The sequence below is a fragment of the Pseudomonas sp. NBRC 111133 genome (assembly GCF_001320605.1).
In the GTDB taxonomy this organism is placed as follows: Bacteria; Pseudomonadota; Gammaproteobacteria; order Pseudomonadales; family Pseudomonadaceae; genus Aquipseudomonas; species Aquipseudomonas monteilii.
The window spans coordinates 73,812-96,779 of the sequence record NZ_BCBJ01000043.1; the positions used below are offsets into that span (position 1 = coordinate 73,812).

The 22,968-nt window shown below is 60.3% G+C and carries 41 protein-coding genes and 1 tRNA gene; 14 read left to right on the plus strand and 28 right to left on the minus strand.

Annotation, left to right across the window (positions count from 1 at the left end):
* Window positions 1–56: 56 nt before the first annotated feature.
* The 26 genes from APH36_RS08755 to APH36_RS08875 form a co-directional block, all read right to left on the minus strand.
* Entirely contained in the window at window positions 57–365 is a 309-nt protein-coding gene (locus APH36_RS08755) for a hypothetical protein (protein WP_047934277.1), read from the minus strand.
* A gap of 59 nt (window positions 366–424) precedes the next feature.
* Complete coding sequence (locus APH36_RS08760) at window positions 425–1,495, minus strand: minor capsid protein (protein WP_047934276.1); 1,071 nt, start codon at window positions 1,493–1,495, stop codon at window positions 425–427.
* Window positions 1,443–2,894 (minus strand): DUF4055 domain-containing protein, encoded by a 1,452-nt coding sequence (locus tag APH36_RS08765; protein WP_060498308.1) that lies wholly within the window; start codon window positions 2,892–2,894, stop codon window positions 1,443–1,445. Before APH36_RS08765 ends, APH36_RS08760 begins: the two co-directional genes overlap by 53 nt.
* On the minus strand, window positions 2,894–4,222 hold the full coding sequence (locus APH36_RS08770; protein WP_060498309.1) for a terminase: 1,329 nt from the start codon (window positions 4,220–4,222) through the stop codon (window positions 2,894–2,896). The genes APH36_RS08765 and APH36_RS08770 overlap by 1 nt, the downstream gene beginning before the upstream one ends.
* Window positions 4,197–4,673 (minus strand): DUF2280 domain-containing protein, encoded by a 477-nt coding sequence (locus APH36_RS08775; RefSeq protein ID WP_060498310.1) that lies wholly within the window; start codon window positions 4,671–4,673, stop codon window positions 4,197–4,199. The genes APH36_RS08770 and APH36_RS08775 overlap by 26 nt, the downstream gene beginning before the upstream one ends.
* A 31-nt stretch (window positions 4,674–4,704) precedes the next feature.
* On the minus strand, window positions 4,705–5,313 hold the full coding sequence (locus APH36_RS08780; RefSeq protein ID WP_256219150.1) for a putative metallopeptidase: 609 nt from the start codon (window positions 5,311–5,313) through the stop codon (window positions 4,705–4,707).
* Window positions 5,310–5,522 (minus strand): hypothetical protein, encoded by a 213-nt coding sequence (locus tag APH36_RS08785; protein WP_060498312.1) that lies wholly within the window; start codon window positions 5,520–5,522, stop codon window positions 5,310–5,312. The genes APH36_RS08780 and APH36_RS08785 overlap by 4 nt, the downstream gene beginning before the upstream one ends.
* Before the next feature lie 49 nt (window positions 5,523–5,571).
* Window positions 5,572–5,835: a hypothetical protein gene (locus APH36_RS08790; RefSeq protein ID WP_060498313.1), complete on the minus strand. Its 264-nt coding sequence runs from the start codon at window positions 5,833–5,835 to the stop codon at window positions 5,572–5,574.
* Window position 5,836: 1 nt separating this feature from the next.
* Window positions 5,837–6,160, minus strand: coding sequence for a hypothetical protein (locus APH36_RS08795; RefSeq protein ID WP_012273046.1), 324 nt, complete (start codon window positions 6,158–6,160; stop codon window positions 5,837–5,839).
* An 82-nt stretch (window positions 6,161–6,242) separates the two neighbouring features.
* Window positions 6,243–6,312: transfer RNA gene (locus APH36_RS31575), tRNA-OTHER, on the minus strand.
* A 325-nt stretch (window positions 6,313–6,637) separates the two neighbouring features.
* Window positions 6,638–7,228 (minus strand): hypothetical protein, encoded by a 591-nt coding sequence (locus APH36_RS08800; RefSeq protein WP_060498314.1) that lies wholly within the window; start codon window positions 7,226–7,228, stop codon window positions 6,638–6,640.
* Window positions 7,229–7,364: 136 nt separating this feature from the next.
* Window positions 7,365–7,724 carry an endodeoxyribonuclease RusA gene (locus tag APH36_RS08805; RefSeq protein WP_060498315.1) on the minus strand — a complete coding sequence of 120 codons (360 nt, stop codon included), beginning with the start codon at window positions 7,722–7,724 and terminating at the stop codon, window positions 7,365–7,367.
* Window positions 7,721–8,023, minus strand: coding sequence for a nuclease domain-containing protein (locus APH36_RS08810; protein ID WP_060498316.1), 303 nt, complete (start codon window positions 8,021–8,023; stop codon window positions 7,721–7,723). The genes APH36_RS08805 and APH36_RS08810 overlap by 4 nt, the downstream gene beginning before the upstream one ends.
* Window positions 8,020–8,604 carry an NUMOD4 domain-containing protein gene (locus tag APH36_RS08815; protein WP_060498317.1) on the minus strand — a complete coding sequence of 195 codons (585 nt, stop codon included), beginning with the start codon at window positions 8,602–8,604 and terminating at the stop codon, window positions 8,020–8,022. The genes APH36_RS08810 and APH36_RS08815 overlap by 4 nt, the downstream gene beginning before the upstream one ends.
* Window positions 8,595–8,894, minus strand: coding sequence for a response regulator transcription factor (locus APH36_RS08820; protein WP_060498318.1), 300 nt, complete (start codon window positions 8,892–8,894; stop codon window positions 8,595–8,597). Before APH36_RS08820 ends, APH36_RS08815 begins: the two co-directional genes overlap by 10 nt.
* On the minus strand, window positions 8,891–9,361 hold the full coding sequence (locus tag APH36_RS08825) for a hypothetical protein (RefSeq protein WP_060498319.1): 471 nt from the start codon (window positions 9,359–9,361) through the stop codon (window positions 8,891–8,893). Before APH36_RS08825 ends, APH36_RS08820 begins: the two co-directional genes overlap by 4 nt.
* Window positions 9,358–9,639, minus strand: a complete 282-nt coding sequence (locus APH36_RS08830) for a hypothetical protein (protein ID WP_060498320.1) — start codon at window positions 9,637–9,639, stop codon at window positions 9,358–9,360. The genes APH36_RS08825 and APH36_RS08830 overlap by 4 nt, the downstream gene beginning before the upstream one ends.
* A complete protein-coding gene (locus tag APH36_RS08835) occupies window positions 9,639–9,998 on the minus strand; it encodes a hypothetical protein (protein ID WP_060498321.1) in 360 nt (119 codons plus the stop codon). Before APH36_RS08835 ends, APH36_RS08830 begins: the two co-directional genes overlap by 1 nt.
* Window positions 9,998–10,207, minus strand: a complete 210-nt coding sequence (locus APH36_RS08840; protein ID WP_060498322.1) for a hypothetical protein — start codon at window positions 10,205–10,207, stop codon at window positions 9,998–10,000. The genes APH36_RS08835 and APH36_RS08840 overlap by 1 nt, the downstream gene beginning before the upstream one ends.
* On the minus strand, window positions 10,207–10,398 hold the full coding sequence (locus APH36_RS08845; protein WP_060498323.1) for a hypothetical protein: 192 nt from the start codon (window positions 10,396–10,398) through the stop codon (window positions 10,207–10,209). The genes APH36_RS08840 and APH36_RS08845 overlap by 1 nt, the downstream gene beginning before the upstream one ends.
* Window positions 10,395–10,556, minus strand: coding sequence for a hypothetical protein (locus APH36_RS31580; RefSeq protein ID WP_156342104.1), 162 nt, complete (start codon window positions 10,554–10,556; stop codon window positions 10,395–10,397). Before APH36_RS31580 ends, APH36_RS08845 begins: the two co-directional genes overlap by 4 nt.
* Complete coding sequence (locus APH36_RS08850; protein ID WP_060498324.1) at window positions 10,556–11,362, minus strand: ATP-binding protein; 807 nt, start codon at window positions 11,360–11,362, stop codon at window positions 10,556–10,558. Before APH36_RS08850 ends, APH36_RS31580 begins: the two co-directional genes overlap by 1 nt.
* The gene (locus APH36_RS08855) at window positions 11,352–12,101 is read right to left on the minus strand and encodes a helix-turn-helix domain-containing protein (RefSeq protein ID WP_060498325.1); all 750 of its coding nucleotides are present in this window, start codon (window positions 12,099–12,101) and stop codon (window positions 11,352–11,354) included. The genes APH36_RS08850 and APH36_RS08855 overlap by 11 nt, the downstream gene beginning before the upstream one ends.
* A gap of 169 nt (window positions 12,102–12,270) precedes the next feature.
* The gene (locus APH36_RS08860) at window positions 12,271–13,128 is read right to left on the minus strand and encodes a BRO family protein (RefSeq protein ID WP_060498326.1); all 858 of its coding nucleotides are present in this window, start codon (window positions 13,126–13,128) and stop codon (window positions 12,271–12,273) included.
* A gap of 333 nt (window positions 13,129–13,461) precedes the next feature.
* A complete protein-coding gene (locus tag APH36_RS08870) occupies window positions 13,462–13,653 on the minus strand; it encodes a hypothetical protein (RefSeq protein WP_012053015.1) in 192 nt (63 codons plus the stop codon).
* Between the two features lie 27 nt (window positions 13,654–13,680).
* A complete protein-coding gene (locus APH36_RS08875) occupies window positions 13,681–13,929 on the minus strand; it encodes a Cro/CI family transcriptional regulator (protein WP_016486618.1) in 249 nt (82 codons plus the stop codon).
* 96 nt (window positions 13,930–14,025) lie between these two features.
* Here APH36_RS08875 and APH36_RS08880 point away from each other — a divergent pair, with 96 nt between their 5' ends.
* The 5 genes from APH36_RS08880 to APH36_RS08900 all read left to right on the plus strand — a co-directional run bounded on the left by APH36_RS08880 (window position 14,026) and on the right by APH36_RS08900 (window position 17,331).
* Window positions 14,026–14,868: a S24 family peptidase gene (locus APH36_RS08880; protein WP_060498327.1), complete on the plus strand. Its 843-nt coding sequence runs from the start codon at window positions 14,026–14,028 to the stop codon at window positions 14,866–14,868.
* Window positions 14,869–14,870: 2 nt separating this feature from the next.
* Window positions 14,871–15,125 carry a hypothetical protein gene (locus APH36_RS32605; RefSeq protein WP_038409498.1) on the plus strand — a complete coding sequence of 85 codons (255 nt, stop codon included), beginning with the start codon at window positions 14,871–14,873 and terminating at the stop codon, window positions 15,123–15,125.
* Window positions 15,126–15,279: 154 nt separating this feature from the next.
* Window positions 15,280–15,795, plus strand: a complete 516-nt coding sequence (locus APH36_RS08890; RefSeq protein WP_060498328.1) for a hypothetical protein — start codon at window positions 15,280–15,282, stop codon at window positions 15,793–15,795.
* Window positions 15,792–16,556, plus strand: coding sequence for a DUF1828 domain-containing protein (locus tag APH36_RS08895; RefSeq protein WP_060498329.1), 765 nt, complete (start codon window positions 15,792–15,794; stop codon window positions 16,554–16,556). The genes APH36_RS08890 and APH36_RS08895 overlap by 4 nt, the downstream gene beginning before the upstream one ends.
* Before the next feature lie 124 nt (window positions 16,557–16,680).
* On the plus strand, window positions 16,681–17,331 hold the full coding sequence (locus APH36_RS08900; RefSeq protein ID WP_060498330.1) for a hypothetical protein: 651 nt from the start codon (window positions 16,681–16,683) through the stop codon (window positions 17,329–17,331).
* A gap of 49 nt (window positions 17,332–17,380) precedes the next feature.
* Here the strand turns inward: APH36_RS08900 and APH36_RS08905 are convergent, their stop codons facing one another.
* Entirely contained in the window at window positions 17,381–17,707 is a 327-nt protein-coding gene (locus APH36_RS08905) for a DUF1654 domain-containing protein (RefSeq protein WP_060498331.1), read from the minus strand.
* 716 nt (window positions 17,708–18,423) lie between these two features.
* Here APH36_RS08905 and APH36_RS08910 point away from each other — a divergent pair.
* The gene (locus APH36_RS08910) at window positions 18,424–18,633 is read left to right on the plus strand and encodes a hypothetical protein (protein WP_060498332.1); all 210 of its coding nucleotides are present in this window, start codon (window positions 18,424–18,426) and stop codon (window positions 18,631–18,633) included.
* A 132-nt stretch (window positions 18,634–18,765) separates the two neighbouring features.
* Here the strand turns inward: APH36_RS08910 and APH36_RS08915 are convergent, their stop codons facing one another.
* Window positions 18,766–19,107: a hypothetical protein gene (locus APH36_RS08915; protein ID WP_060498333.1), complete on the minus strand. Its 342-nt coding sequence runs from the start codon at window positions 19,105–19,107 to the stop codon at window positions 18,766–18,768.
* 655 nt (window positions 19,108–19,762) lie between these two features.
* On the opposite strand from APH36_RS08915, the gene APH36_RS08920 reads away from it, so the two are divergent.
* The 8 genes from APH36_RS08920 to APH36_RS08950 all read left to right on the plus strand — a co-directional run bounded on the left by APH36_RS08920 (window position 19,763) and on the right by APH36_RS08950 (window position 22,967).
* The gene (locus APH36_RS08920) at window positions 19,763–20,098 is read left to right on the plus strand and encodes a hypothetical protein (protein ID WP_156342106.1); all 336 of its coding nucleotides are present in this window, start codon (window positions 19,763–19,765) and stop codon (window positions 20,096–20,098) included.
* On the plus strand, window positions 20,095–20,466 hold the full coding sequence (locus tag APH36_RS08925; RefSeq protein ID WP_060498334.1) for a DUF551 domain-containing protein: 372 nt from the start codon (window positions 20,095–20,097) through the stop codon (window positions 20,464–20,466). Before APH36_RS08920 ends, APH36_RS08925 begins: the two co-directional genes overlap by 4 nt.
* A gap of 19 nt (window positions 20,467–20,485) precedes the next feature.
* The gene (locus APH36_RS08930) at window positions 20,486–20,740 is read left to right on the plus strand and encodes a hypothetical protein (protein WP_060498335.1); all 255 of its coding nucleotides are present in this window, start codon (window positions 20,486–20,488) and stop codon (window positions 20,738–20,740) included.
* Window positions 20,737–20,967, plus strand: coding sequence for a hypothetical protein (locus tag APH36_RS08935; protein ID WP_060498336.1), 231 nt, complete (start codon window positions 20,737–20,739; stop codon window positions 20,965–20,967). The genes APH36_RS08930 and APH36_RS08935 overlap by 4 nt, the downstream gene beginning before the upstream one ends.
* Window positions 20,964–21,158, plus strand: a complete 195-nt coding sequence (locus APH36_RS08940) for a hypothetical protein (protein WP_027907151.1) — start codon at window positions 20,964–20,966, stop codon at window positions 21,156–21,158. The genes APH36_RS08935 and APH36_RS08940 overlap by 4 nt, the downstream gene beginning before the upstream one ends.
* Window positions 21,159–21,275: 117 nt before the next feature.
* Window positions 21,276–21,422, plus strand: coding sequence for a hypothetical protein (locus APH36_RS31585; RefSeq protein WP_156342108.1), 147 nt, complete (start codon window positions 21,276–21,278; stop codon window positions 21,420–21,422).
* Between the two features lie 10 nt (window positions 21,423–21,432).
* Complete coding sequence (locus APH36_RS08945; RefSeq protein WP_060498337.1) at window positions 21,433–22,299, plus strand: ATP-binding protein; 867 nt, start codon at window positions 21,433–21,435, stop codon at window positions 22,297–22,299.
* Window positions 22,296–22,967: a 3'-5' exonuclease gene (locus APH36_RS08950; protein ID WP_060498338.1), complete on the plus strand. Its 672-nt coding sequence runs from the start codon at window positions 22,296–22,298 to the stop codon at window positions 22,965–22,967. The genes APH36_RS08945 and APH36_RS08950 overlap by 4 nt, the downstream gene beginning before the upstream one ends.
* Window position 22,968 lies beyond the last annotated feature (1 nt).

Below are 22,968 nucleotides of genomic sequence, written 5' to 3' on the forward strand. Positions count from 1 at the left end.
TGGCCCGCCTCGCGGGCATAAAAAAACCCGCCTAAGCGGGTTGTTTGATCACCTGGTCAACCAGGCATAAATCGGTAGGTATATGGCGCCAATCGTTCCACCACGATTGGATCACCTGGCTTTAGAGCAAACTTGTCAAGGAAGGCGGTTACCACGTCCTTTTCTCTCCGACGGAAAAAGCGACTTCCCTCAATCTCGTCTTCGACTGTCGCTACATCACCGTAAATGACGAAAGCCTTCCTGTTAGCCGGCTGTGATTTGGCGGACCCGCCGATGATGCACGGTTCGAACCAGTCGATGATGGAGGAAATCAGAATGTAATTCCGCTCAGCGTTGGTCCTAAGCTCAATCGTTCTCGATGCCATGTTTTCTCTCCGTCAAGACGGAGATGTTATAGCTGGTGACAAGCAGTGCATCCAGTTGTTTACAGACCTGCTCGGACGAACGCCAGAGGCTCCAGCTCCTTGAGCTGCTCGAGCGTCAGCGGCTTGAAGTTCTTGTCCAACTGCAGCGCGGCGAAGCGCTCGGCAGTCAGCCCGCCTTCGCGGAATAGCTTGCCGCGCACCGGCCCCAGCGCAGCGTCTTGGAACGCCGCAGGCTGCGTTTTGAGCCACTGGTAATAGCTCAGGCTTGCCGAGACCTGCCCGCCACCGCCTGCACCGACGGCTGCCCGCGTAGCGCCTTGCCCGAACAGCGCCGACAACCTGGTAATCGGTGTGATGGTGGTCCGGCAGTGGATGTGGAGCGGCGGCACTGGCCCCTTGCCCATCTCGTACTCCCTGCCATCCAGGCTCCTGCACTGCACGCTGGTCTTCCGGTCCAGGGTGGCTACGATCCGATAGCCAGGCACTACCTCAGCATTCGCCTTGAACGTTTCCATGCGAGCGGTGGTGGCCACATGCTGGACTGCGGTCTGGACGACTGCCCGGGCGCTCCGGTTCGTGACCGCCAGCACGCCATCGGTGAAATTCTGCGCCGCGGTGCCGCGAATTGCCTGGGTGATCTCGGCGTTGGTCTGGCCCTGCACGACACCCATCCGGATGGCGTTGGCGACCCTGTCCGCTTCAGTGCGGGTCCATCCGTTCAGGAATGGCTTGAGCAGCTTGCCGCCGTCCACCCCAGCCACCTGCAGGGGCTGCGTGTTGATCGCAGCCCGGATCAGGGAATCCGACGGCATGACCGCGTCGATCAGCAGCGCCTTCGCCAGGCTGCGCCCCTCGAACGCAGCCTCGTACTGCGCGATGTCCACCAAGTCGGACTGCATCCGATCGCTGAAGGCCGTGTAGATCTCCAGCAGCTTGCCACCCACCCGCCCAAGGAACTCCTCAAGCCGGCCTCGACTGTAGGTGGTCAGCTCCTTGCGGGTGAGCTGGTCGCGGACATGAGCATCAGCTCTGCGCAGGTAGGTCTCGAACTTCTTGACCTCGCCGGCCTTCAGCCGCTCAAGCAGCACCGAGTGGCGGCTCACCTGCTCCAGCAGCTTCTCGTCCGCCATTTGCTCCGGTTTCCTCGCCATCGTCTTTGTCCAGGTTGATGCCACCCGCTCCGTGGTCGTCGCCGATCAGTTCGGCCTCTTTGCCGTAGGGGTGCTCAGGCAGCTTGCCGGTAGTGAGGTACTGCCAATAGGTCTCGGCACTGATGGTGCCGGCCATGACGCTCTTCTGCAGCTCGGCCAGCACCTGAGCGTCGACCTCTGGGATCACGAACTCGGGCTTAACCGTGAAGACAACCTCATCCGGTTTGTACCCAGTCCACTCAGCGGCGTATCGCAGAGCCTGCTCAATGCCAGCAGCTGCGGTGATGACGATGCTGTGCAATGTGGCGTGCTGGTCATTCTGCCGGGTCTTGCGGGCCTCGCCCGATTCCGTGCCGGACACGTCCATGACCTTGGCGCCAGCCTCAAGGGCTGCGTTCTTCTGGTCTTCCATCGCCGTGCGGACGGCCTGAATGCCGGCTCCCTGGAACTCCAGATAGCCGCATTGACCGTTCGGCCCGAGATCCCAGGCTGCCGACGGGCCAGTGACACTGAGCTCCACGCTCTCGTCCAGGCCGGACACCCACGGCTGCGGGTGGCTGGTCTGGTGCAGCGCGGTGAAGTAGTCGGCGCTGAGCTGGTAGGACTTCAGCGCGGCGCGGGCCATGGTCAGCAGCGGGATCTCGTCCACGTCCGGCGAGTTGTCGGTGGAGCCGCAGTAAATGACCGGGATGTAGTCCAGCCCGCGCACCAGGTTGTTGCTGCCGTCGACAGTGCCCAGCGGGCGGTCATCTTCGATCAGCTCGCCGGCCTCATTGCGCACGCCTGTGCGGCAGACCGCGCCGTCCATGTAGAACTCGCGGTAGACCGTCTCGCACTCGTGGCTGTAACGGTCCTGCTCCTTTCGCCTGAACTCGCGGAACACCGACAGTACAAGGTCCTGGCGACCACCTTGGTCGGCGGTGTCCCAGTTGATGGCATTGCGCACCGCGTAGGTGGCGAAGTACGGCTGGCCAGCATCATCGATGTTGACCACCAGCGGCACCCGGCCATGGGAAATGGTCTGGCGGACGATCCGCAGGAACAGCTGGGTCAGGCCGAAGCCATCGGCCGTAGCGTTATCCTCCAGCCCCTTTAGCCCGGCGGGCAGTGTCACCTCGGGAATTAGCCGCGAGACCAAGCCCATCATCGAGCGCAGGGAATCGCGCACCCAGTGTTCGTACTGGGCCCGGTCAGTGTAGTTGCGGTAGAGGTAGGCGTTACCCTGGTCGTCCAGCTTCTCGGCCTCGACCATGCCGCTAGGTTTGGGCAGGTTCCGCGGGTTGCGCTTGATGGCGCCCTCGCCCTCTAGGGCGTCGTCCATCATCCGCCACTCTTCGATGTGAGCGTCGTAGTCTGGGTTGGTGGATTGAACAGGCATTACGCCAAACCTCCGATGCGGCGGGTGCCGGCGGACTGAGTCTTGATCGGGAACCGCTTGGCGATGAAATAGCCCGCGGCGTCGTTCATGTGGTCGTGCCCCTTCTTGGGGTCCTTGTCCGGCTCACCCTTATCGGTGTAGGTCTGCCGCTCCAGGCACTGAGTGAGCTGCGGGCATTGGTCGATGTTGACCTTCAGGCGCCGCTCACCGTAGGTGTTGAGGAACATGGAGTTGACCGCGTTGATCCGGTCTTTCACGCCGGGGTTCTGCGAGTCGACCACCACGGTGAAGCCCGCCTTCTTGAGCAGGGACAGGTCCGATTCGCTGGCGTTCTTGCTACTGGTGTTCTGGCCGCTGGCGTCGGGGTACACGGACACGCTATGGCCGGAGAAGCGTACCTTAATCTTCTCGATCATCTCGGGCGTATCCCGCACCGAATGGAACTCGTCCAGTGCCAGCGGCAGGCCGTCCCGGACCACATACACGACCGCGGCCATCTTCATGACGTTGAAGTCCATGCCGATGTGCACGGCCTCGCCCGGCTTAATGCGCTCGCTCGTACGACACTCGGCTCGGTCGAAGGTGTAGTAGACCACCCCTGCGTAGTTCTCGAACCCAGCCTCGTATTCCTGGCGGAACGTGCGCGGGTCCATCTTGCGCCGGGCGGCGTCCAACTCATCGGCCGGGACGTTACCGCCCTGCAGCGAGGTATACTGCCAGCTCTTGTGATCAGGCTCGCCGCCCGGCTGCCCGTCACGGTAGGTGTCGTAGCAGTGATTGAAGCCTTTCGGCGTGCCGATCCGCAGCGCATGCCCGCCCTTTCTCGACTCCCCGGTCTGGGGGATCGTGTACTGACAAGTCGAGAGCATTGGCCTGAGCACTTCTTCCCAGGCCGCCCAAGGGCAGTCCGCCCATTCGTCCACCAGGACAAAGAACAGGCCGGAGCCCCGCAAGTTATCGTAGTTGTCCAGGCCGACCACGCGCATGATGTGGCCGGACTTGAGGGTGATCGAGCACTCAGTCTCATTTGGCCGGGTAGCGCGCCACGCTTCGGGGATGGCTTGCTTCAGCCGGCGCCAGAACACCCGTTTGGCCTGCTTGAACGTCGGCGCGCCATACCAGATCTCGTCCTCGACACTTACGCCCCACTCCGCAGCCAGCCGGGCCGCGCGGCGCATCTCAGCCTTACCGAGGAAGGTCTTGCCGAATCGACGCCCGCATACCGCATCACGGAAGCGCGCCTCAGGCTGGAAGCCCCAGACGTAAATGTTCGCCTGCTTCGGCGTCAGCTTCACCGGCGGGTCATAGGTACGGGGTAGTCGGGACACCTTCGTCTGGCTCCAGCTTGTACTCAGCAACGGCGTGCGGCTGATCCGCCTGGGAGCCCAGGGGCTTGTCGGGTTCGATCTTGCGGTTGACGTACATGTCGCCGCATTCCTTGGCTGCCTGCTCGTACAGCTGGGCAGTCAGCGCAAGGTTGCGCATGGTCTCAGCCTTCTCAGCCATTCGCCCAAGGCCGCGCAGGCGGAAAGCGCGGTTGGCAATGGGGATCTCCGCCGTTTCCTCACGGAAGCGCTTGCGGGTGTCTTCGAACAGGATCCGCCACTTGGCTGCCAGGTTGGCCCCAGCACGCTTGGTTGGGTCGTGCTGCTCCACCTGCTGCCGGGTCACGTCGATGTTGAATTCTTGCTTAACGGCTTGTGAGACCTGGGTAGGCGTATCGAAGCACGCCAAAGCCTGAACGATGAAGGCTTTCACATCGCTTTTCAGGGCTGCCATAGATTGGATTCCGTCTCATGCCTGTCTCACATCAGGCCAACTTGAGCAGACAGGTTCCGCAGGCCCTCGAAATGTTGATCTTGGCCACCTCGGGCGGCCGGCTTGCAGCGTCGATCAGCTGCTGTACGTCGTGGCTCGGGCCGTACCGGCGAACCACCCCGACGAACTCTTCGACGTCATGGCCACGCATCTCAAGCTTGGGCATGCCGTCATCACCGAATGCCGGTGCGCCGTACTTATCGACCTTGTGGCCGATGTGATAGAGCTCGTGCTCGACCAGGGCGCAGAACTCGGCCTCGGTACACTGGGCGCAGTAGTCACCAGCCAGGGTAATGAGGAACTCAGGCTCTTCGCCGAACCAGTCCCGCATCTGCTGCTCTTGTCTTGCCTTCTGCCATCCACCAGCCCGGATCATCAGTTGCTCAGCCTGCCCCAGCACCGACCTGCCCTTCTTCGCGAAACTGGAAGACGCCCACATGACACCGATGCTCGCATCGATCAGATGGGCATGCTCTTCGTTGTGGATGCTGCCAGTGGTGGCAAGGATCTCTCGCTGTACCCACTCCCACAGTTCTGGAGCAGGCCTGAGGATCAGGAATGGCGATTCGAGCAGGTCGGCCGGCGGCATTGGCCGGTTCATGCCTGCCGCACCGTGACGATCCCGCGCAGCCTGCGGGTGTAGACCTCTTCACATGCCGGCCGCTTCGGCTTGATCGGCAAAGGCGCATAGACGCACACCCCGGCAGCGGTGTCGCACCAGATAGCGCGCTCTACCTCTATCCCATTGACGAATACCCGCCGCGGGCCACGGCCGTCTCCTGCGTGGTGGAACGTGGACGGCGCAGGCATGAGGACTCCTCGCGCCACGAAACGGCGCATGTCGAATTTGTGGCGCGGCTTATGTGAAGACGTGGCCGCGGCGGGCCCAGGCATAAGCAACTACCCCGGCATGCAGCACCACACCGAAGGGGTTGACCCAATGACCTTGCAAGGCGGTGACGAATGCGCCGAACCCACCGATGGCCACCAGGTAGAAGGCGATGCTCAGCAGTGGCTGATCCACTGGGCGGACCTTGCGCAGGTAATCGCAGGCAGCGAGCACGACCATGACGCACAGGAACACGTCCAGGGCCGTCAGCACTGAAACCAGGATGTTGTTCATATCAGGCACCTCGCGCCGTGACGAACGACCCCATGGCAGCCTTGATCGCGGGGATGATGTTCATGGCGGTAAGGCCAAGCACGAACGCTACCCCGCACAGCAGGTCATCAGTAACCGCAAGCTCCAGCTTTGGTGCGAGCCAGGCGGTAACGGGCTGGGTCAGGTAGACCGAGAAGCCGAATCCGGTGGCGACCGCAGTGGCGGCCTGGAATCGGGTTAGGTCCTTCAGGAATCCCAGTGAGAGGATCGAGCCGATGAATGCAGCCATCACCAACCCGTACTTGCCCAGCACTACGCTGGCAGCGGCGCTTGTTGGTTCGGCCATAAGGGGTGTCCTTGGAATAAAAGGCCCGGTTGAGGCCCTATAGAGGGCCAGGGCAAACGTGCGGAGCAGCACATAACGAAATTGGAGCGGATACGGGGAATCGAACCCCGATCGTCAGCTTGGAGGGCTGTCTAGCGACCTGCGCTACCCGCTTTGCGTGGGTCTTTCCCCACCTGTCCGCCGAAGACCCTTCCAGCGCTGGCACCCTGATGCACCAGTCTCGCCGGTCAAGTCTCGCGCCATCCATCAGCACAGTGAGGGAATGGATGCGCGGGCTGCCGGTGTTTTCCGTATCACCACACTACCGGCTAGCAGTGTCCAGGCTGTCCCATGAGGGCCTGCCCCGGCTGCAATTGCGTTTCTTGCGAGCACAAAAAAGCCCAGCACTTGGCCGGGCTTTTGATTGGTGTTTGCCGAAGGCAAAACTGTAACAATGGCGATACGGTATCACCAGCCGAACGGGAACGCAATAGGGCCTCAAGCGGCCCTTTTCATTTCGTAGATTGCGGCGGCAACCGGGCTGAGTGCCTCCTTGTCCAGATCCTCACAGCAATCGAAGGCCAGGCGGACGAATCCGGCCCAATCCCTCTCCCAGTTGGTCGACTCAAGCTTCACGTCGTAGTGCGCCACCATCCATGCACGGAAACCCTCTGGCGACTCCAGCGGATCGTCGTTGGCCGACTGTCCGCCTTGGTGCATGTACCGGTACCGGGCCATGACCCCCTTCACCACGTACTCCAGCTTATCGCGCTTGACAGCGGTCATGCGTGGAGAGCGCTGCTGCACCATGAGGAATACGACCTCCTCCGCCGTTTCCTTGTCATCCACGTCTAGGCGCGGTGCGTACATGAAGTGTCCGAATGCCTTGACGTGCGGCTTCAGCTTGTCGATCGCCGATTGCACACCACCGGCCAGGGCCTGGTGCACCGCATGGCTCGCCTTGCGCTGCTTCTCCGTGGTCTGCACCATGGTGCCCAGCAGGCCGAGCTGTTCGATGAATGAACCCTGGCTATCCCAGGCCGTGTACAGGCAGTCGTGCCACGCCTGACGCGCGCTGTTCAGTTGCATGCCTTTGCCCTCTTCTCCGCCCGGCGCACCAGGAACTCTTCTGCATACCTCTTGCGGCGCACTGCGCCAGCCCAGGACAACGCAACACCACCCACCACCATGAGGGCGGCCAAAATCAGGAATCCCCATGCTGGTGTCATGCTGCTTTCTCCCGCGGCTGGATACGGACGCGCACGGCGCCGCCCTTGGTCGTTTCCTTGCTCACCCTGATCTGCGTTGCGAACACGTTGTCGTCGATGCCCAGTGCATCAGCCAGGCCGTCACGGCCAGCCTTGAACATCGCCAGCAGGTTGTCGTCGTCACGCCGGCGGCGATCTGGTGGCACGAACTCAAGCATGAGCAGTGCATCACCTTCCGGCGCCTGGATGCCGGACTGCTTCGCCAGCAGGTGGCAGGCTGCCCGGTAGGACTTGGCCGCCTTGCTCTTTCTGGTCCAGTGCACCCGTGCGTTCGGGCTGCATGCGGCCGGTGGCCACGGCAGTGTCAGTTCCGTCATGCGGCCCCCTTGATGGTCAAAATGCCGGCCCGAATCAGGGCCTCATGAGTCTCAGCGATTGCCCGAGGCATGTCGGACCAGTCCACCTCTCCCTTCCCGCGGCCGTCGAGCACGTCGTGGCACGCGCTGCAGGCGTAGACGGCCACGGTGTCGAAGCCCTTCATGCCCATGCCCTTCTGCCCGCACGGCAGGTGGGCCAGCACGGTGGTTTCCGGGTTGAAGTTGCAGGTGCCTATCAACCTGACCGTACAATCCTGTCCCCTAGCGCTTTCTCTGATTTTCTTGCTGGCGATTTTCATACGACGCTCCCCCACGCTTCTCCGCGAACGATCTTTCCAACAGTGCCGCGGTTAACTCCTGTCACTCTGGCGATATCCAGCTGGGAGTTCTTTTGAGCGTAAAGCCTGCGGATCTGACGAACCTGATCCGGCGTTACCTTGGCGTTCGGGTGGGATACCCCCTCAAGCTTTGTGCCGTGCCTAACCTTGTCTGCCTCATTGTCTTTGTGAGAGCCCCAGGCCAAGTTCTCAGCCCTTGAGTTCATTTGATCCCCGTCAAGGTGCCTGACAACCTCACCCTCACCTGGAACGAAAGCCTCTGCGACCAGCCGGTGGATGTTCCTTTTGGATTGATCGGGACCATCGCAGAGGCAAACCGCTGGATACCCTGCGCTCATGCTTTGAGCTAGGATCCGGCCTTCAATCAACTTTTCGCCACGACCGAACTTCACGTATCTGCTGATCGAGCGGACGCGGCCCAGGTTGCTAACCTCGTAGAGGCCTACAAAGCCCAGAACCGGACGCCATCTTTCTTCCTGATCATTGACCGTGCAGTCCTGGCCGCGGGCGCTCTCGCGCACCTTCTTGCTGACTACGCGCATGGCTCGGCCTCCGATGCGTAGATGATTCCTGCCGCCACTGCCTTAGCGACCAATTCTGTACGGTTGGAGGCTCCCAGGTGCAGGCGGGCGTCCGCCATCCTGCTGGTGACCGTTCCCGGCGAAATGCCGAGCTCACGAGCGATCTGCTTTCCACTCTTTCCTGTTGCGGCGAGAACCACGCACTGCACCCCGCGCCGCGTCAGGCCATGGCCATACAGCCCTCGCCAGCCGGGAGCTGCGAAAATGCCTTGGTCCTTGTTCCGCTTGAGATTTGCTTCCTGGCTATTCATACCGCCTCCTCGCTCAGCAGGTCGCTGAACACCACGCCCTGCGGCGCGAACTCGGCCACGATGCGGTCTGTGTACTCGCAGCCCTGGGCCCGGTCGAACAGCCGGGTCACCGGGAAGCCATCCGGCCCGAACATCGCGCACGGCCCCATCAGGCGAAGCTTCACCTCATACGGCAGGTGGATGAACGACTCCGCCCAGCCGGCGCGGAACTCGGCACAGCCGGCACGCATGATCGGCACGCCGAAGTGCAGCTTGCAGTACCGGCGGACATCCTCGATGTCGCCCATCTCGGTGCTCTTGGCGACGCGGTCGTACATGGCGAACCACAGGGCGTTCTGGTCCAGGGTGCGGTCTTTGCCAGGGCGCATGGTGACCACGACGAACTTCTTCTCGCGGAACAGGCGGGTGAGCATGGTCACGGCCTCGGAAAGCTTGGCCTGGCTGTTGACGCTGATCTTTTCGGTCATGGCGCCACCTTCAGGCCTTGAGCCTTGATTGCGGCGACAACCTGCGAAGCGAACATTTCTGGCGCTTCATCTCCTTCAAACTCGTAGTGAGGCTTTGGCAGCTCAACCACAACTGTTTCGCGGGAGGCCTGCCACACCTCCCACCGATCCTGGATTTTGTCGAGACCGTAGGTGTTCGACCCCGCGTCGTAAATGAGCCACATTGGGTCGGTCTGCGGGCCCTGGGGAGCATCACACTCCCACTGTTCGAACTGCTCGCGCATCTTGTTGGTGCCCATCAGTGCTTCTCCTGCATGGCTTTGCCGATCTTTGCGGCAGCTACGGTGATTGCTCGCCGAAGCGATCCAGACCTTCCACGCTCATCAACCCATCCGATAATCTCGCCAATCCCGAACCGGCAGGCCTGAACAAACTTCTGCCCGGGGAACCATTCGATGTTTATGCAGAGATCCGCAGCGAGGCGCAGCGCATCGCCGTCGTTTTCAAGAGGGCTCCAAGGCTCGAACCCGGATGGGTTGCCAGGCTCCACCTCAATCCCGAAGGTCGGCCCGTAAGCCAGACTGTCGTCGTACCAGCGCACAACGTAGCCAGCAGCCTTTGCGGCCAGCTCCAGCATTTCTCGATCTGTCATGGTCATCACTTGCGCCCCTCAATCCGGTTCAGCACCCAGGTGACCGGGATCGCGGCGAGCAGCACCACCGGCGTGATATAGATCCCGAAGCGCACAGGCTTTGGTAGATCCAGCGACATGGCGAACTCGCACCACAGATAGGCCATCACGGAACCCAGAACGATCACCGACGGAGCTAGGACGATCATCAGCACAGCTTTCAGATAGGTACGCATCACACCCCCTCCCCGGCCGGCTGCCCGGCGCGCTCAAATTCAACGTGATACCCACGCTTCTGGCTGCCATCGGCCATGACGACGCGACGGTCGGCGCCCTTGGTCATGCGGACGATTTCCCGGCCTTCCACGATCTGCGCAAAGCCCTGGCTCTTGAGCTGGGCGACTGTGATTTCTTGTGCAGGGGTCATTTGCACTCCTCAAGCGCCGCTTCCAGCCCGCGCTGCTCGCCAACGATACGCACGCAGACCAGGGCAAAGGTTCGGCCCATATCCGTTGCGAACCAGTAGCCAGCCAGAAGAGCCGAGACCATGGCCGCCGCCCAGATGAACTCCTTGAGAGCGCGCATCAGATGGCCTCCTTGCCGCGGTGCGATTCCCACTCGAACGGGACAACGATCATTCCGCCCTCGCGCAGGCGATCGACGCAGCGCTCGCCCATGGCCATTGGCAGCTGGCTGCCGTCCAGGTTGGAAATGACCACCGTGGGCTTCACCTGCTCATAACGGCCGTTGATGATCGCGAACAGGGTGGTCAGCTCGAAGTCGCTCGGCTGCTCCTTGCTCACGCCTACCTCGTCCAGTACCAGAAGGGATGGCTCGATCAGGCTGGCGAGGATGCTTGCCTCGGTCGCCTCGCTGGAACGGTCGTAGGTCGCACGGATCGCCTGCAGGATCGAGCCGACAGTGCGGTACACGGCCGAGTGCGAGGTGTTGCGCATCAAGTCGTTGGCCATGCCGGCGCCCAGGTGGGTCTTGCCGGTGCCTGGCTTGCCCAGCAGCACCATGCAGCGCCCGTTCTCGGCGATCTGGTCGAAGGTCTTCACGTAGTGCCGGCAGAAGCGCAGCGCCTCGGCCTGGCCCTTGTGTTCTGCCCTGTAGTTCGCCAGGGAGCGATCCGCGAAGCGTTTCGGGATCAGCGAGTCTCCCAGCTTGCGGGAGATCGCCAGGCGCACGTTCAGGGCCTGCTCGGCCTCTGCGCGGGCCTCTCGCTCTTCCTTGGCAATGCGAGCGCATTCAGGGCAGTGGCTGCGCAGAGCCTTGCCCAGCAGCATGGTTACCTTCTGCTCGAAGGCGCCGTGCTTCTCGCACTCGGCTGGCTGGATGCGATCAACAAGGGATGACTGGTTGATCGGGGTGACTTTCTCAGAGCGCATAGCTGCCATCCTCCCGGCGCTTGAGGCCGCTGGTGTAGTCCTTGTCGTTGAAGCCGTGGTGGCGGCTACTGCCGTTCGCCTGAGTACCTGGCAACACCTTCTCCGGGAACAGGCCGGTCCAGCCGTTGCTGATCGACTGGTTGATCACAGCGTCGGGCGCGTGGTGGCCGGCCAGCGTCTTGGCCTGCTTCTCGCAGGTGGTGGCGGTCAGTGGCTTGCGGATCTCTTTGCGGTGCTGGCACCAGTCGGCCCAGGTCTGCTCGCTGACGTTGGTTGGCTTGCAGGTTATCGGATCAAACTTCGGAGCCTTCTTCTTCGCCGAGGGAGCGGCAGCGACCGTCTGCTCTACTGGTTCAGTGACTGATTCAAAAGAGTGACTGGTTCTGGTGCTTTCTGGGCCTACACCCCCTGTAGGCTGTGGGCCTACACCTGTGCTTTCTGGGCCTACAGGGGTGCTGTTTGGGCCTACAGGTCGGCACAGGGTTATGCGGTACAGGTTCGAGCTGTTTCCCTTCGGCCCTTCGCGGTTTTCGATACGCACCAAGCCTTGAGCCTCCAAGTGCTTGATATGCTTGCGAACGGTGCTCCGGTCGATCTCGCACTGGTCGGCGATGTGTTGATACGACGGCCAGCACTCGCCCTGGTCGCTCGCGTTGTCGGCCAGCTTGATGAGCACCAGCTTGCGCAGCGGATTGCCGACCTTGGTCTTCATGGCCTTGACCATCAATTCCATGCTCATGGCAGTACTCCAAGCAACAGAGACATTCCTAAAATCGACCAGCCTGTGAGCGCAAAAGCTTTCCAGATAACCGATGCCCTCTCGGCCCTGTGCGCTCGATGCAAGAACTCCATCTTTTCTGCGCAGATGCTTTCGAAAATCTGGCGAATTTTTTGGATATCCTCAGGAGTCATGCTGCACCCCGCACAGCCTTGTCGTGGGTGTGCAGGCCGTCCCAGTTCTTCTTCATGGGCAGCTCGCCGGCCAGGTAGAGCTCGTACAGGCGTGCGGCGCCCTTGCGCAGCAGGATCGGCGTATAGCTGATGAACGCCTCTTTCCCGTGCGGGGTGATCTCCTGCTGGTGCTCGGTCATGTACTTGTCGCGGGCGTAGGCGGCGACGCGGTACCGGGTGCCGGACTTGCTCTCGTTGTAGAGCCAGTTGCGCCCTTCGAGGAAGTGGCCAACCTGCATCACGTTGACCCCATTCAGGCCCTTGCAGAACTGGACGTGGCTCATGCCCTCTTTGAACAGGTTCTCCAGGTGGTCGATCTTCTTGGCCTGAGCCTCGACTTGGACGGTGAGCAGGACGCGGGCTTTCTCCGACTCCAGGGCCATCTGGAGGATTTCCAGCTTGCTGAGGTCGGCTGGCTTGGCCGGCGCGCTGTAGCCACCGGTTTTGCGAATGCTGGGCAGAACCTCGCCAACCACCCATTCCTCGAAGCGCTCGGCCTGAGGCATCTTGGAGCGCATGACCAGCCGGTAAACGTCACGTTCAGGGATGATGTTTGCCGAAGGCCCAAGGGTGAACGAATCGTTCACCCCCACCGGGCGCGGGCTTTTGCAATGGTCGCGCACTGCTTTCTGAGGATTCGCGTAGCCAAGGCGCGCGGCAACGTCGCTGGCGGAGAACCATGGTTCACCATCAACCAGCACGACGCGAACGTCGAACCCCTCGAAATTGAACAGATTTACTGTCCGCGCCACGAAATCGTGGTTCGCATTTTGTGGCGCGAGAGCCACGGTATTGCTTTGGATGGTCTGATGCATATATGATGACCTCACACAAGCGTTACGAATGCAGTACAAGAAACCGGGCGGCCACCCGGTTTTTTTGCGTCTGCGTTTTGGGTGATAGTTCTTTCAACGGCAGTTCCTCATGAGTCCCTCAGGGGCTTATTAGCCCTTGCGAAACGACCGAACGTTGCTTCGGCCAGGCTCTGTTCTCGTCATGCGGTCGAGAGCCTCATTGATGATTCGTGCCGCCAGTTGCTCAGGGGTTAAGCCCTTCTGCCTGGCGAGATACGCCAGATCCGAATTGCCCTTCCCGTCGAGCTGGATTCCCAGCTCTTTGCTTTCTGGCACAGGGCCTCCTCGGCCACTTCAGGCCACGTCAGTCTTCGCGTTAAGCTCTTGCATCATCTGGTCGAGACCGCGCTCCAGAATTTCCCTGGCGAGAACGGCCTTTTGGGTGCGCTTGAATCGAGCCATGGCCGAGAGCAGATCGTCGGCAGCCTCATCCAAGCGAACCTTGGTGGGCTTGTTGTGCAGGTGGTCGGGGTCGAAGTACGACACGGTTGGTTCCTTTGTGGTTGAAAGTGATTAAGCGGCGGAAAGCGCGTGGGTCGGATTGCTGTCGATCTGGCTCCACGGGAACGAAGGACACAGGTCGGCACGATTCACAGCGCCATTCGTAAGCGCCTCAATCTGTAGCGCGCGCTTGGCTGGGACCGTGCGCTCTCCTGAACACCATTGGTTGACGGTTGGTGCCGCAACATTCAGCCGGCGCGCCAATTCCGCCTGGCTGCCCAGCACGCGGGATGCTTCTTTGGCTGCTTCTGCTGATTTCATGAGTTCTCTCCTGGAGATTTACCGATGAATATAAGGCATTACCTTATTTCGTACAAGCCATTGCCTAACCGCGCTGGCGATAGGCCTAATTAGGCAATGCTTACCGGACCAGAATTAGGTGCAGCCATTGATGCTGCGCGGATCGCCAAAGGCGTATCCAAGAAACAGCTCGCAGACGACTTCCAGGTGAAGCCTCCGTCGGTACAGGGCTGGGTGAAAAACGGCCGGATCGATAAGTCCAAGCTGATGGACGTGATCGCTTACTTTTCTGACGTGGTGGGCCCTGAGCACTGGGGGCTGCGCCCTGGCTTCTCCTACGAGAGCATCCAGGACGTCACTTCGGAGCCTGTCGCAGAGCCGGCGCCAACCTCAGCTGCCGACATGGTTCGCGCCATGCTCGCCAAGCAAGGCAAGAACTTGTCGGATTCTGCGCGCGCGCAGTTAATTGCAGCCGCCGAAGCGACCGATGAGGGAAATGTGATTACCGTAGACTTCACCCGCCCTGGCCTGGTCGGAGATGAAGTCCGGATCGCCCACTACGATATCCGCGCTGCAATGGGTGGCGGCCAGCTCCCGCACGATTACCCGGAAATGCTCAAGGACATTCGCGTCAGCCCCAGTCACCTGCGGGAAATCGGCGTCGAGTTCGAAGAGCATTACCACCTGAAGGTGGTCACAGGCTGGGGCCAGTCGATGGAGCCCACCATCAAGCACCGCGACCCGCTGATCGTGAACATCAACGTCCGGGACTTCGTGGGGGATGGGGTTTACCTATTCGTCTGGGATGACCTGCTCTACATCAAGCGCCTGCAGGTGGCTGATGAGGAGCACTACGAGATGATTTCGGACAACCCGCGGCACAAGGATCGACTGATCCGACGGGACATGACCTACATCCAGGCCAGGGTGCTGCTGGTCTGGAACGCACATCTGGTATAGCCATGCCCCTAACCAAGCCCAACCAAGAACTACGCCGCGACCTCCAGGGCCTGGCCTCTGACCTGAAATGGTCGGCGGTCGAGCTGAAACGGATTGCTGAGCGCATCAGCCTGTCCGGGAATGACCCAGATGCTCAAGCCGTACTGAGGATGTGCCGGTCCTTTCAGGACGCCGAGGAAAGGCTTGCCGGATATGCAGAGGAAACCCACCTGGGGCTAATTGTCCGGGTAAAGACACCTTGCGAGGTGCCAGAGTGAGGATCCGCCGGGCTGGGGAGGATCGGTTGGAGGGGTATGGGGATGAGGTAAAGGTGGGACAGATCGCGCGACAAAAGGACGGCTGACAGAACTCAGCCTTGAAATGGCTTGCCCGCATGAGGGCCAAGGAATGCTTACGCGGAGCAGTACATGAATGGCTAAGCCATCAAAAATATCCTACGAGGAGGCCATGGCCGGCCTTGAAGCAGAGAAGCATTGGGACGCCGGCGATTCGATTGAGTGGGTGCGCACGTCTGTAAATCTGTGGCCAGCAACATTCAAATTCAGAACAGCGCTTCGGGTTGGAAGCATCCGGCCAGAAGGCTTATTTTTGCAGCTCGACTACAAAGCGAGCTTGATCCAAGACGTTCCGGACAAGGTCTACATGACTTTGCTCGTCAACAACGCAAGAGTTTTTGGCGTAGACGAGAACGGCCAAGCAAACCACATGAACAAGGTGGGCATAGGGAGGGAGCATTTCATGAAGAAAGTCTCTCACCCTCACATGCACATCCCGGTAGCGGAAGCCTCCTATGGCTACAGCGAGCCCTTGGAAGCGCAGCCCGTCTCAAGTCTGTGGCAGGTCTTTCTTGCTCGTGCCAATATCACTGGGGCGCCGCCCCTGAATCTGCCGACGGACGACGATGAACCGCAAATGAGGTTGATATGAACTGCACACAGATGAGTGAGGCTTTCGGCTTGACGTGCACGCATATCAACAGCGGTCTCGTCTACCTGGAAAGCCCGATTTCCCTATCGTTCGACGGAACCTTGATCGGTGCCTATGTCCAAGACATAGGCCAGGGTCGGGTACGCATTACGGATAACGCCGACACCCTTTTCCACGCCATGACAATGGGCGTAAGCCCCAATGCAAACAAAGCAGCCAAGCTGGCAGCGATTGCGGCGGATTGTCATGTTGCGCTTTCGGACAGCGGAGAGCTACACGCATCCTGCTCCCAGCAAGATGTCCCCTACTACATGGCCAGGTTCATCGAGGCTGCCAGCCAGATAAGCCAAGCTTGTGATGCTTGGCGCCCGGTTCCTATTTCGAAGTTTGAGCGAATTGTCTCGAAAGCGCTCCGCGCGGGATTCCCAAAGAGGGTCAAGCGTGACTTCGAGGTCCAGGGAGCTAGCGGCCACAGTCTGAAGTTCCAGTTCGCGCTCGATGTTGAATCTGGGAATCCACAAATAATCCAGACGGTGAGCGCCCAGGACGACAAGCCACACTGGCTTTCGGTATACAGCACCCTTGGGAAAATGGTTGATCTCAAGAATGCATCGCCACAGGCGCGACGGCTGGTTATCTTGGAATCTGCCAATCCGCAAGACCTGGGGAAGGCAGCATCCGCGCTGGCTGAAAGCGCAAGCGTTCTGGTTTTCAAGACGGCGTCCCAGCTTGTGCATGACATCAAGGCGATGGCTGCCTAACTTACAATTTCTGCTTTAGCTATCACTTACAGAGCCCGCTTCGGCGGGCTTTTTCATGCCTGCGTGATGGCGGATGGCCAGAGTGGTAGGATGGCGACTTAATTCACGGGCAGAGTTTTTTTGGATGAAAGCAGTAATCGCAGGCGTGCTCGCCGTTTTGATCGCAGGTGGTGGTTGGTTTGGCTGGAACAAATATCAGAGTGGCTTGGAAACGACTGCGGCCGTCCAGTCCATCCAGCAATCTTCTACGCAGACAGAGCGCCAGTTGAACGCTCGGAAAGAGGACGGGATCACCTTTGCCGAATACTTCAAGCGCTCCACTTCAGTTATGGAGTCGCTTGATCAGTCGATATCAGGCCTTGAGGCTCGCCAGTGGAATTACGCGCCATCTGATCGCGACCTGGCGATTGCTTTCATTGAGCAGTGCAAGGCCATCGTGCGTGCGGCTGAAGCTGACACCCGCCTCATGATGGATGAGAGCAATGCTAGGGAGTCAACTGATGCTGCAAAAAAGGAGCTTGATGAGGCCGACTCGTCTGTAGCTCTGGACTGGGCACTGAAAAGGTACAAGCGCGCCAGCAACGAATTGCTTGAGGTGCTTCACAAGCAGCTAGAGGCAATTGAGGGCAGCACCGATAAAGTCAAAAAAATGGTGGCCGCCGATGATGCCGTAAAATCTGCTTTTGGCCCTGACAAGGGGCTCACACAAACGACCGTGAGCGCAATGAAGAAGTCTTTGGAGCCAGAACCGAAAGAAAAACCTGCAGAGGGCTAACCGCATCTGGCCCGATAAAGCCCGCCAAGCGCGGGCTTTTTTACAGCTGTCAGAAAGGCGCCTCTTCCTCCAGCCTTTCCTCCTCCCAAGCCCTATCCGCAACCAGATCATCGCAATCGTCTGCGCTCTGCGGCTCCCACCGAACCGTCACGCTCCCATCGTCGTTGAACGTTAGGCCCAGCTCTGGCGTCTCGGCCAGCAGCCCCATCACCTCCTCCCATTCCATGTCTCCGTCCGTGTCCAGGCGATGGATTGTCACCCAGCGCTGCGACTGCGCGATCGGGTGGTTGATCATCGACGAAACCCGCAGGCCCAGCCGCTCAAGGGCGGTCATCTCTTGGCGCGCTTGTGGGGTCGAATTCTTCTGCTTGGCCATACCTTCCTCCGTTGACTGTACATACATCCAGTATTAGGCAGAGCTTACCCGAGCTATCGAACGATGCAAGCCCGGAGAGCGGATTAGGCACCCATGAAAAAAGTTAGGCATTACCTATTTACAAGAGTTAGGCATTGGCTTATCGTTCATTCCATCGAGGCGCCACACAGCCCCTCGACAGGCCCTCAAGCCGACCGCTCTTTAACAAGCCAGCGCAACACCGAAACACCAACAGACCGCATTGCCTCTACCGGCGACCGGCGATCAGACGGGTCAGATAGCCCGCCCACGACAGGAACAACCTGTACGGCTGATCGAGAGCGAAAGGCTCGAACCGCGCGAACGACCCGGCAAGCAATGCGCCCCGCGATCCCGGCGGCAGAAGGGAGAAACACCGATTTGAATTAGCGCCCCGAGCTTCGGCATTGAGGGGCGCCGGACCTCATGCACCCTGCCCTAATCACCCGGGCACACAGAGCTGCAGCGTGCATGTTGTAAGGACCTGCGATCCATGGCGAATAGGCACTGATTGCCGCCATGAGGAGGAAGCTCGAAGCCCACACCGACGACGAAGCCTGACCTGCAATCAGCGGCGGGAAAATGGCTATGACATCGCTGACGCAATACCCCGGCCTGTCGCCAGTAGCGAGGCCGGGATTTCACCAGGTGCCATTCCATGAGTGGTATCTGGGAAATCAACCGCCCTGGAGGGCAGCATGTACGCAACTGACGATGAGTTGAAGATCCGTAAATTCGGGCGCGTGACCATCACCAAGGAAGGCATCAGCGTTGAAGGCTTCGACGTGAAGGGCGCCATGTGCCGCGACGTGGCCGTTGTAGCGGCGGCCTGGGCGATCGGTGAGTTGCAGCGCGAGATGCTGAAGACCATCCAGAAGCCCGGCTGCGGAAAAATCAGCGTCGATTAATCAACCACCCTGAGAAAAATACGCGGCCAGCCTTTAGCCCAAGCTAGACAGGGGTTCAACGAGGGGCAGCCGGCATCACATACGCATGACCACAGCTGCCCAAATCAAACTTAAACTCAGCGCATCACGCGCTCAACCTAGCAGCTGATCAATCGCATTGCGCAGACGTTCAGCCGAAGACGAGTTCTCCAGCGAGATTTTTTCTCGGATGTTCCGAAGAGAGCGGCGGGCGCTCTCGTCTTTCTCGAGGAGTTGACGAGCTTGATACGAGCCGGCCATTGCTGCCAGAGCCATAGCTCGATTCATGCTGTTGTTCTTCTCACGAGTATTGTTCTGCTCGTAGTAATCCATGAGCCGTGATTCTGGAGCGCTTCTGACCTTGTCCCACATCGACAATGTGTTCTTGATCATCGAATCGTTCATTGCCTTGCCTGCCGCTTTTCCGAGGCCGGCAACAATGTCGAGAAATCCCATGTTTCAGAATCCTTTGAGTGATTGGCAGTTAGTAGGTCGGCCTTAATGTTAAAAACTTGAGGCTTAACCACTGATTCCAGGAAACACAAAGCTATCCGATGCCCTCACCCACTCACCAGGCTGCATCGGGGTGTGATCTGAAAGCGCAGGCAAGCGCACAACTGGAAGTGGTCAGCCCGCCTGACGTATGTCGGGGTAGCACCAGCGGCGACCAGGTAATGCTGAGTCGAAAAAATGACCCCGGCACCGAGCCGGCCAGATCACACCCCGATGTATCCCGCATCCCCTTCTTGAGTGCCGCTGCGATTCCAGCGTGCGAACCATGGAGAACCCATACATCCTGCCGGGCCGGTAACCCGTCAGCTGCTGCATTACCGAAGACCACAGGCATGCCAATAAGCCCTGTGCAGGGCCTGCACCAAAGAACCGCAGGCGCAGTAGGTAGATTGCCAGGTATGACAGCGCGCCGAGGCCTTCCAGCTCGGCACTGCCTCAGAGAGCAACACCTTTGATGAAAGCCCGGGCAATCCTCGGGCTTTCGCGTTTCGCCCCCTTCCCTTCACATCGACCGCATTGGCAGGCGCCAGGCCACCTTTCACGGTGGGTTTGGTCACCCGCGCCTGGCTCCTGGCCAATGCGGTCATGAGGACACCCCATGTACCAGCCACCAGAACCATCTGGCGTAGGCCATTGCCTGCGCTGTTCGAGCTGCATCGAAGAATCCGAGCAGGTCGGCGGAATTTGCTACGAGTGCCAGCCTGCCGCGCAGGGCGAGCAGCCAGCGTTTCCAGTCCAGGCCAGCGACTACGGCGGCCACGGCACCTGCTTCGGCCTGACCATCCGAGATTACTTCGCGGCCAAGGCGTTGCAGGGCCTCATATCAACCGCAGGCGCTCCGTGCCTGCTGGGCGTGGGTGGTTGCGAGAACGAAACCGCCAGCGCGGCCTACAAGCTGGCCGACGCCATGCTCGTCGCCAGGGTGAATCCATGAGCACCCCTATCGACGTGAAGCAGAACCCTGACGGATCGTGGACTGCCAAAGGCGGAACATCTCTCACGGTCGTGAGCGTAACCGCTGTGACAGAGCACAAGGCGGTGGCCGGCCATGCGGTCGCCATGTCCGCGATTAAGGCGCAGGGCAAAGGCTGGATCAAGTGCTCTGAGCACATGCCTGAGCTGCCCAAGGGTGGCGGAAAGGCTTGGGTAATCGCCTACACACCAGCGCGAAAAGCGCAAAGCGCCTTCAACGGCGCCCGCTTCCTCTTCTGGAATGGCATCGACTGGCGCTACGGGGATGGCTCGCGCTTCGAGCATCGCGTGACGCACTGGCAGCCACACCTCACCCCACCCACCGAGTAACCCACCACCTGGAGCGGCCATGAGTCGCGAGCATGAACTGTACGCGGACAGCGCCCAGGGTCGCGCCTTGGATCGTCGAATGTCCGGCGAGTATGAGGTGCACTGGGCTGAAGGAGTCACTCCCGAGCAGGCTGCCGAGAACAATCAGGCATGGCTCGCAATGCTCCTCGAGCAGGAAGAACACCGCAAGGCGAGCAGCCGACGCGTGATCGCCGCTGCTCTCGACAAGATGGAAGCCATGTGCGGCTCAGGCGCCGCCCGGAGGACAGCATGAACAGGAAGACCAGGCAAGACGTTGTGGACTTCATTGAATCGCGCCTCGAATGGGCTCGCGATCGCTTCACCGACGTGCTCAGGGCTGAACTGGAGACCGCTATCGATCTGGCTGGCCTCACCGGCGCGATAGACCTGCCCGAGCAGCGCCACTACAAGGAGCGGCTGAACCGCTTCGTTATCGCTGATCACCAGCAGTGGATGACCACAAGCGGGAGAGTCGCATGAGCACTGCACCTGTGAAGTCCTTGATCGATGAGCAACTGGAGCAGATTGAGCGCACGCTTGCAGTGATCAGCTTCGGCATCCCATTCAACGAGGCCGTCGGTCTGCCACGCGAAACGTCGGTACAAAGCCTGACGCGCAGCCTTGGCGTCACCATGAAAGGTCGCCGCATCGCCATCCGTGTGCGGCCATGAGCCGCCAGCAAGCTCGGCGCTGGGCTCTCTGGCGCGGAAGCTTCATCACCCTATCCCTTTGCACGATCTGGATGCTCGCCAGCGCTTACGCCGGCTGCATCACATCCTGAGGTAACCATGAACACAACACCCCGCCTGGCCGCCCAGCTCGACTGGATGACGGTCGGATCGTTCTCGCCTGAGCGGTACCAGGGCGACGAGCGAAAAGAGTACGAAGAAGAGGCCGCTCGCATTGAGCGGCAGTGGGACAACCAACCGAACTGAGGGCATCCCAATGTTCAAGAAAGCCGAACGTAAGCAGGCAAGGCTACGGCTAGCACTTACCGGCCCATCTGGATCTGGCAAGACCTATTCCGCGCTGCAACTGGCCATCGGCCTGGGCGGCCCGATTGCAGTCATCGACACCGAGCACGAAAGCGCCTCGCTGTATGCCGACTTGACCGACTTCGACGTCATGGGGCTGAGCGCGCCGTACTCGCCGGAGCGGTACATCGAGGCCATCAAGGCTGCGGAGGCTGGCGGCTACTCCACGCTGATCATCGATAGCTACTCGCATGAGTGGGTCGGCTCCGGCGGTTGCCTGGAGATCAACGACACGATCGCCAAGCAGCGCTACAAGGGCAACACCTGGTCGGCCTGGAACGAGACGACGCCGCGCCACCGCAAGCTGGTCGACACCATACTGACCAGCCCGCTGCACATCATCTGCACGATGCGCAGCAAAACCGAGACGGTCCAGGGCGAAGGCAAGAAAATCCTCAAGCTTGGCATGAAGTCGGAGCAGCGTGACGGCTCTGACTACGAGTTCACCGTGGTGCTCGACCTCCTCCACGACGGCAATGTTGCCGTGGCCACCAAGGACCGTACCCGCCTCTTCGATCAGCCGGAGGTTGTCAGTCCGGATACCGGCCGGCGCCTTCTGGCCTGGCTGAACGATGGCAAGTCTCAAGCTGATCTCCAGGCTGCGGCACTCGACGACGCCCTGTCGAAGATCCCGATCACAGAGACGATGCAGGAGCTACAGAGCGTGTTCTCGGCAGCCTATCGCGTCCTCGAGCAGTCCCCTCACCTACTTGCGCAGCTGAACGCCGCGAAGGACCAGCGCAAGTACGAACTCACACCTCAGGAGCAATCGGCATGAATGCCTTCATCTTCGACAGCGAAACCACAGGTTTCAACGAGCCTCAACTGGTTGAGGCAGCCTGGCTGCAACTGGCAGCCATCCCGGGCTTGCCAGTGGCCAGCGAATTCCTGCAGCGCTACAAACCGGGCAAGCCGATTGAGCTCGGCGCCTTGGCCACCAGCCACATCCTTGATGAGGAGTTGGTGGATTGCCCAGACCACACCGAATTCGCGCTGCCTGCCGAGGTTGAGTATCTGATTGGTCACAACGTCGACTACGACTGGGGCGTCATCGGCAAGCCAGAGCTCAAGCGCATCTGCACCGCAGCCCTGAGCCGCCGACTGTGGCCCGACGCCGACAGCCACTCCCAATCGGCGATGATCTACCTGCACTACCGGGAGCAAGCTCCGGGCCTGCTCCGCAATGCACACGCCGCCCTGGATGATGTGAAGAATTGCCGACTGCTGTTGGTCAAGATTCTCGATGCCCTAACTACCGAACTGGGCCGCCCGGTGGCCGACTGGGAAGAACTCTGGAGTATCTCCGAAGACGCCCGCATCCCGACCGTGATCGGCTTCGGCAAGCACCGCGGCACCAAGTTCAGCGATCTGCCGGCCGACTATCGCCGCTGGCTGCTCAACCAACCTGACCTCGACCCGTTCGTTCGCAAAGCACTGCAGCGCTAGG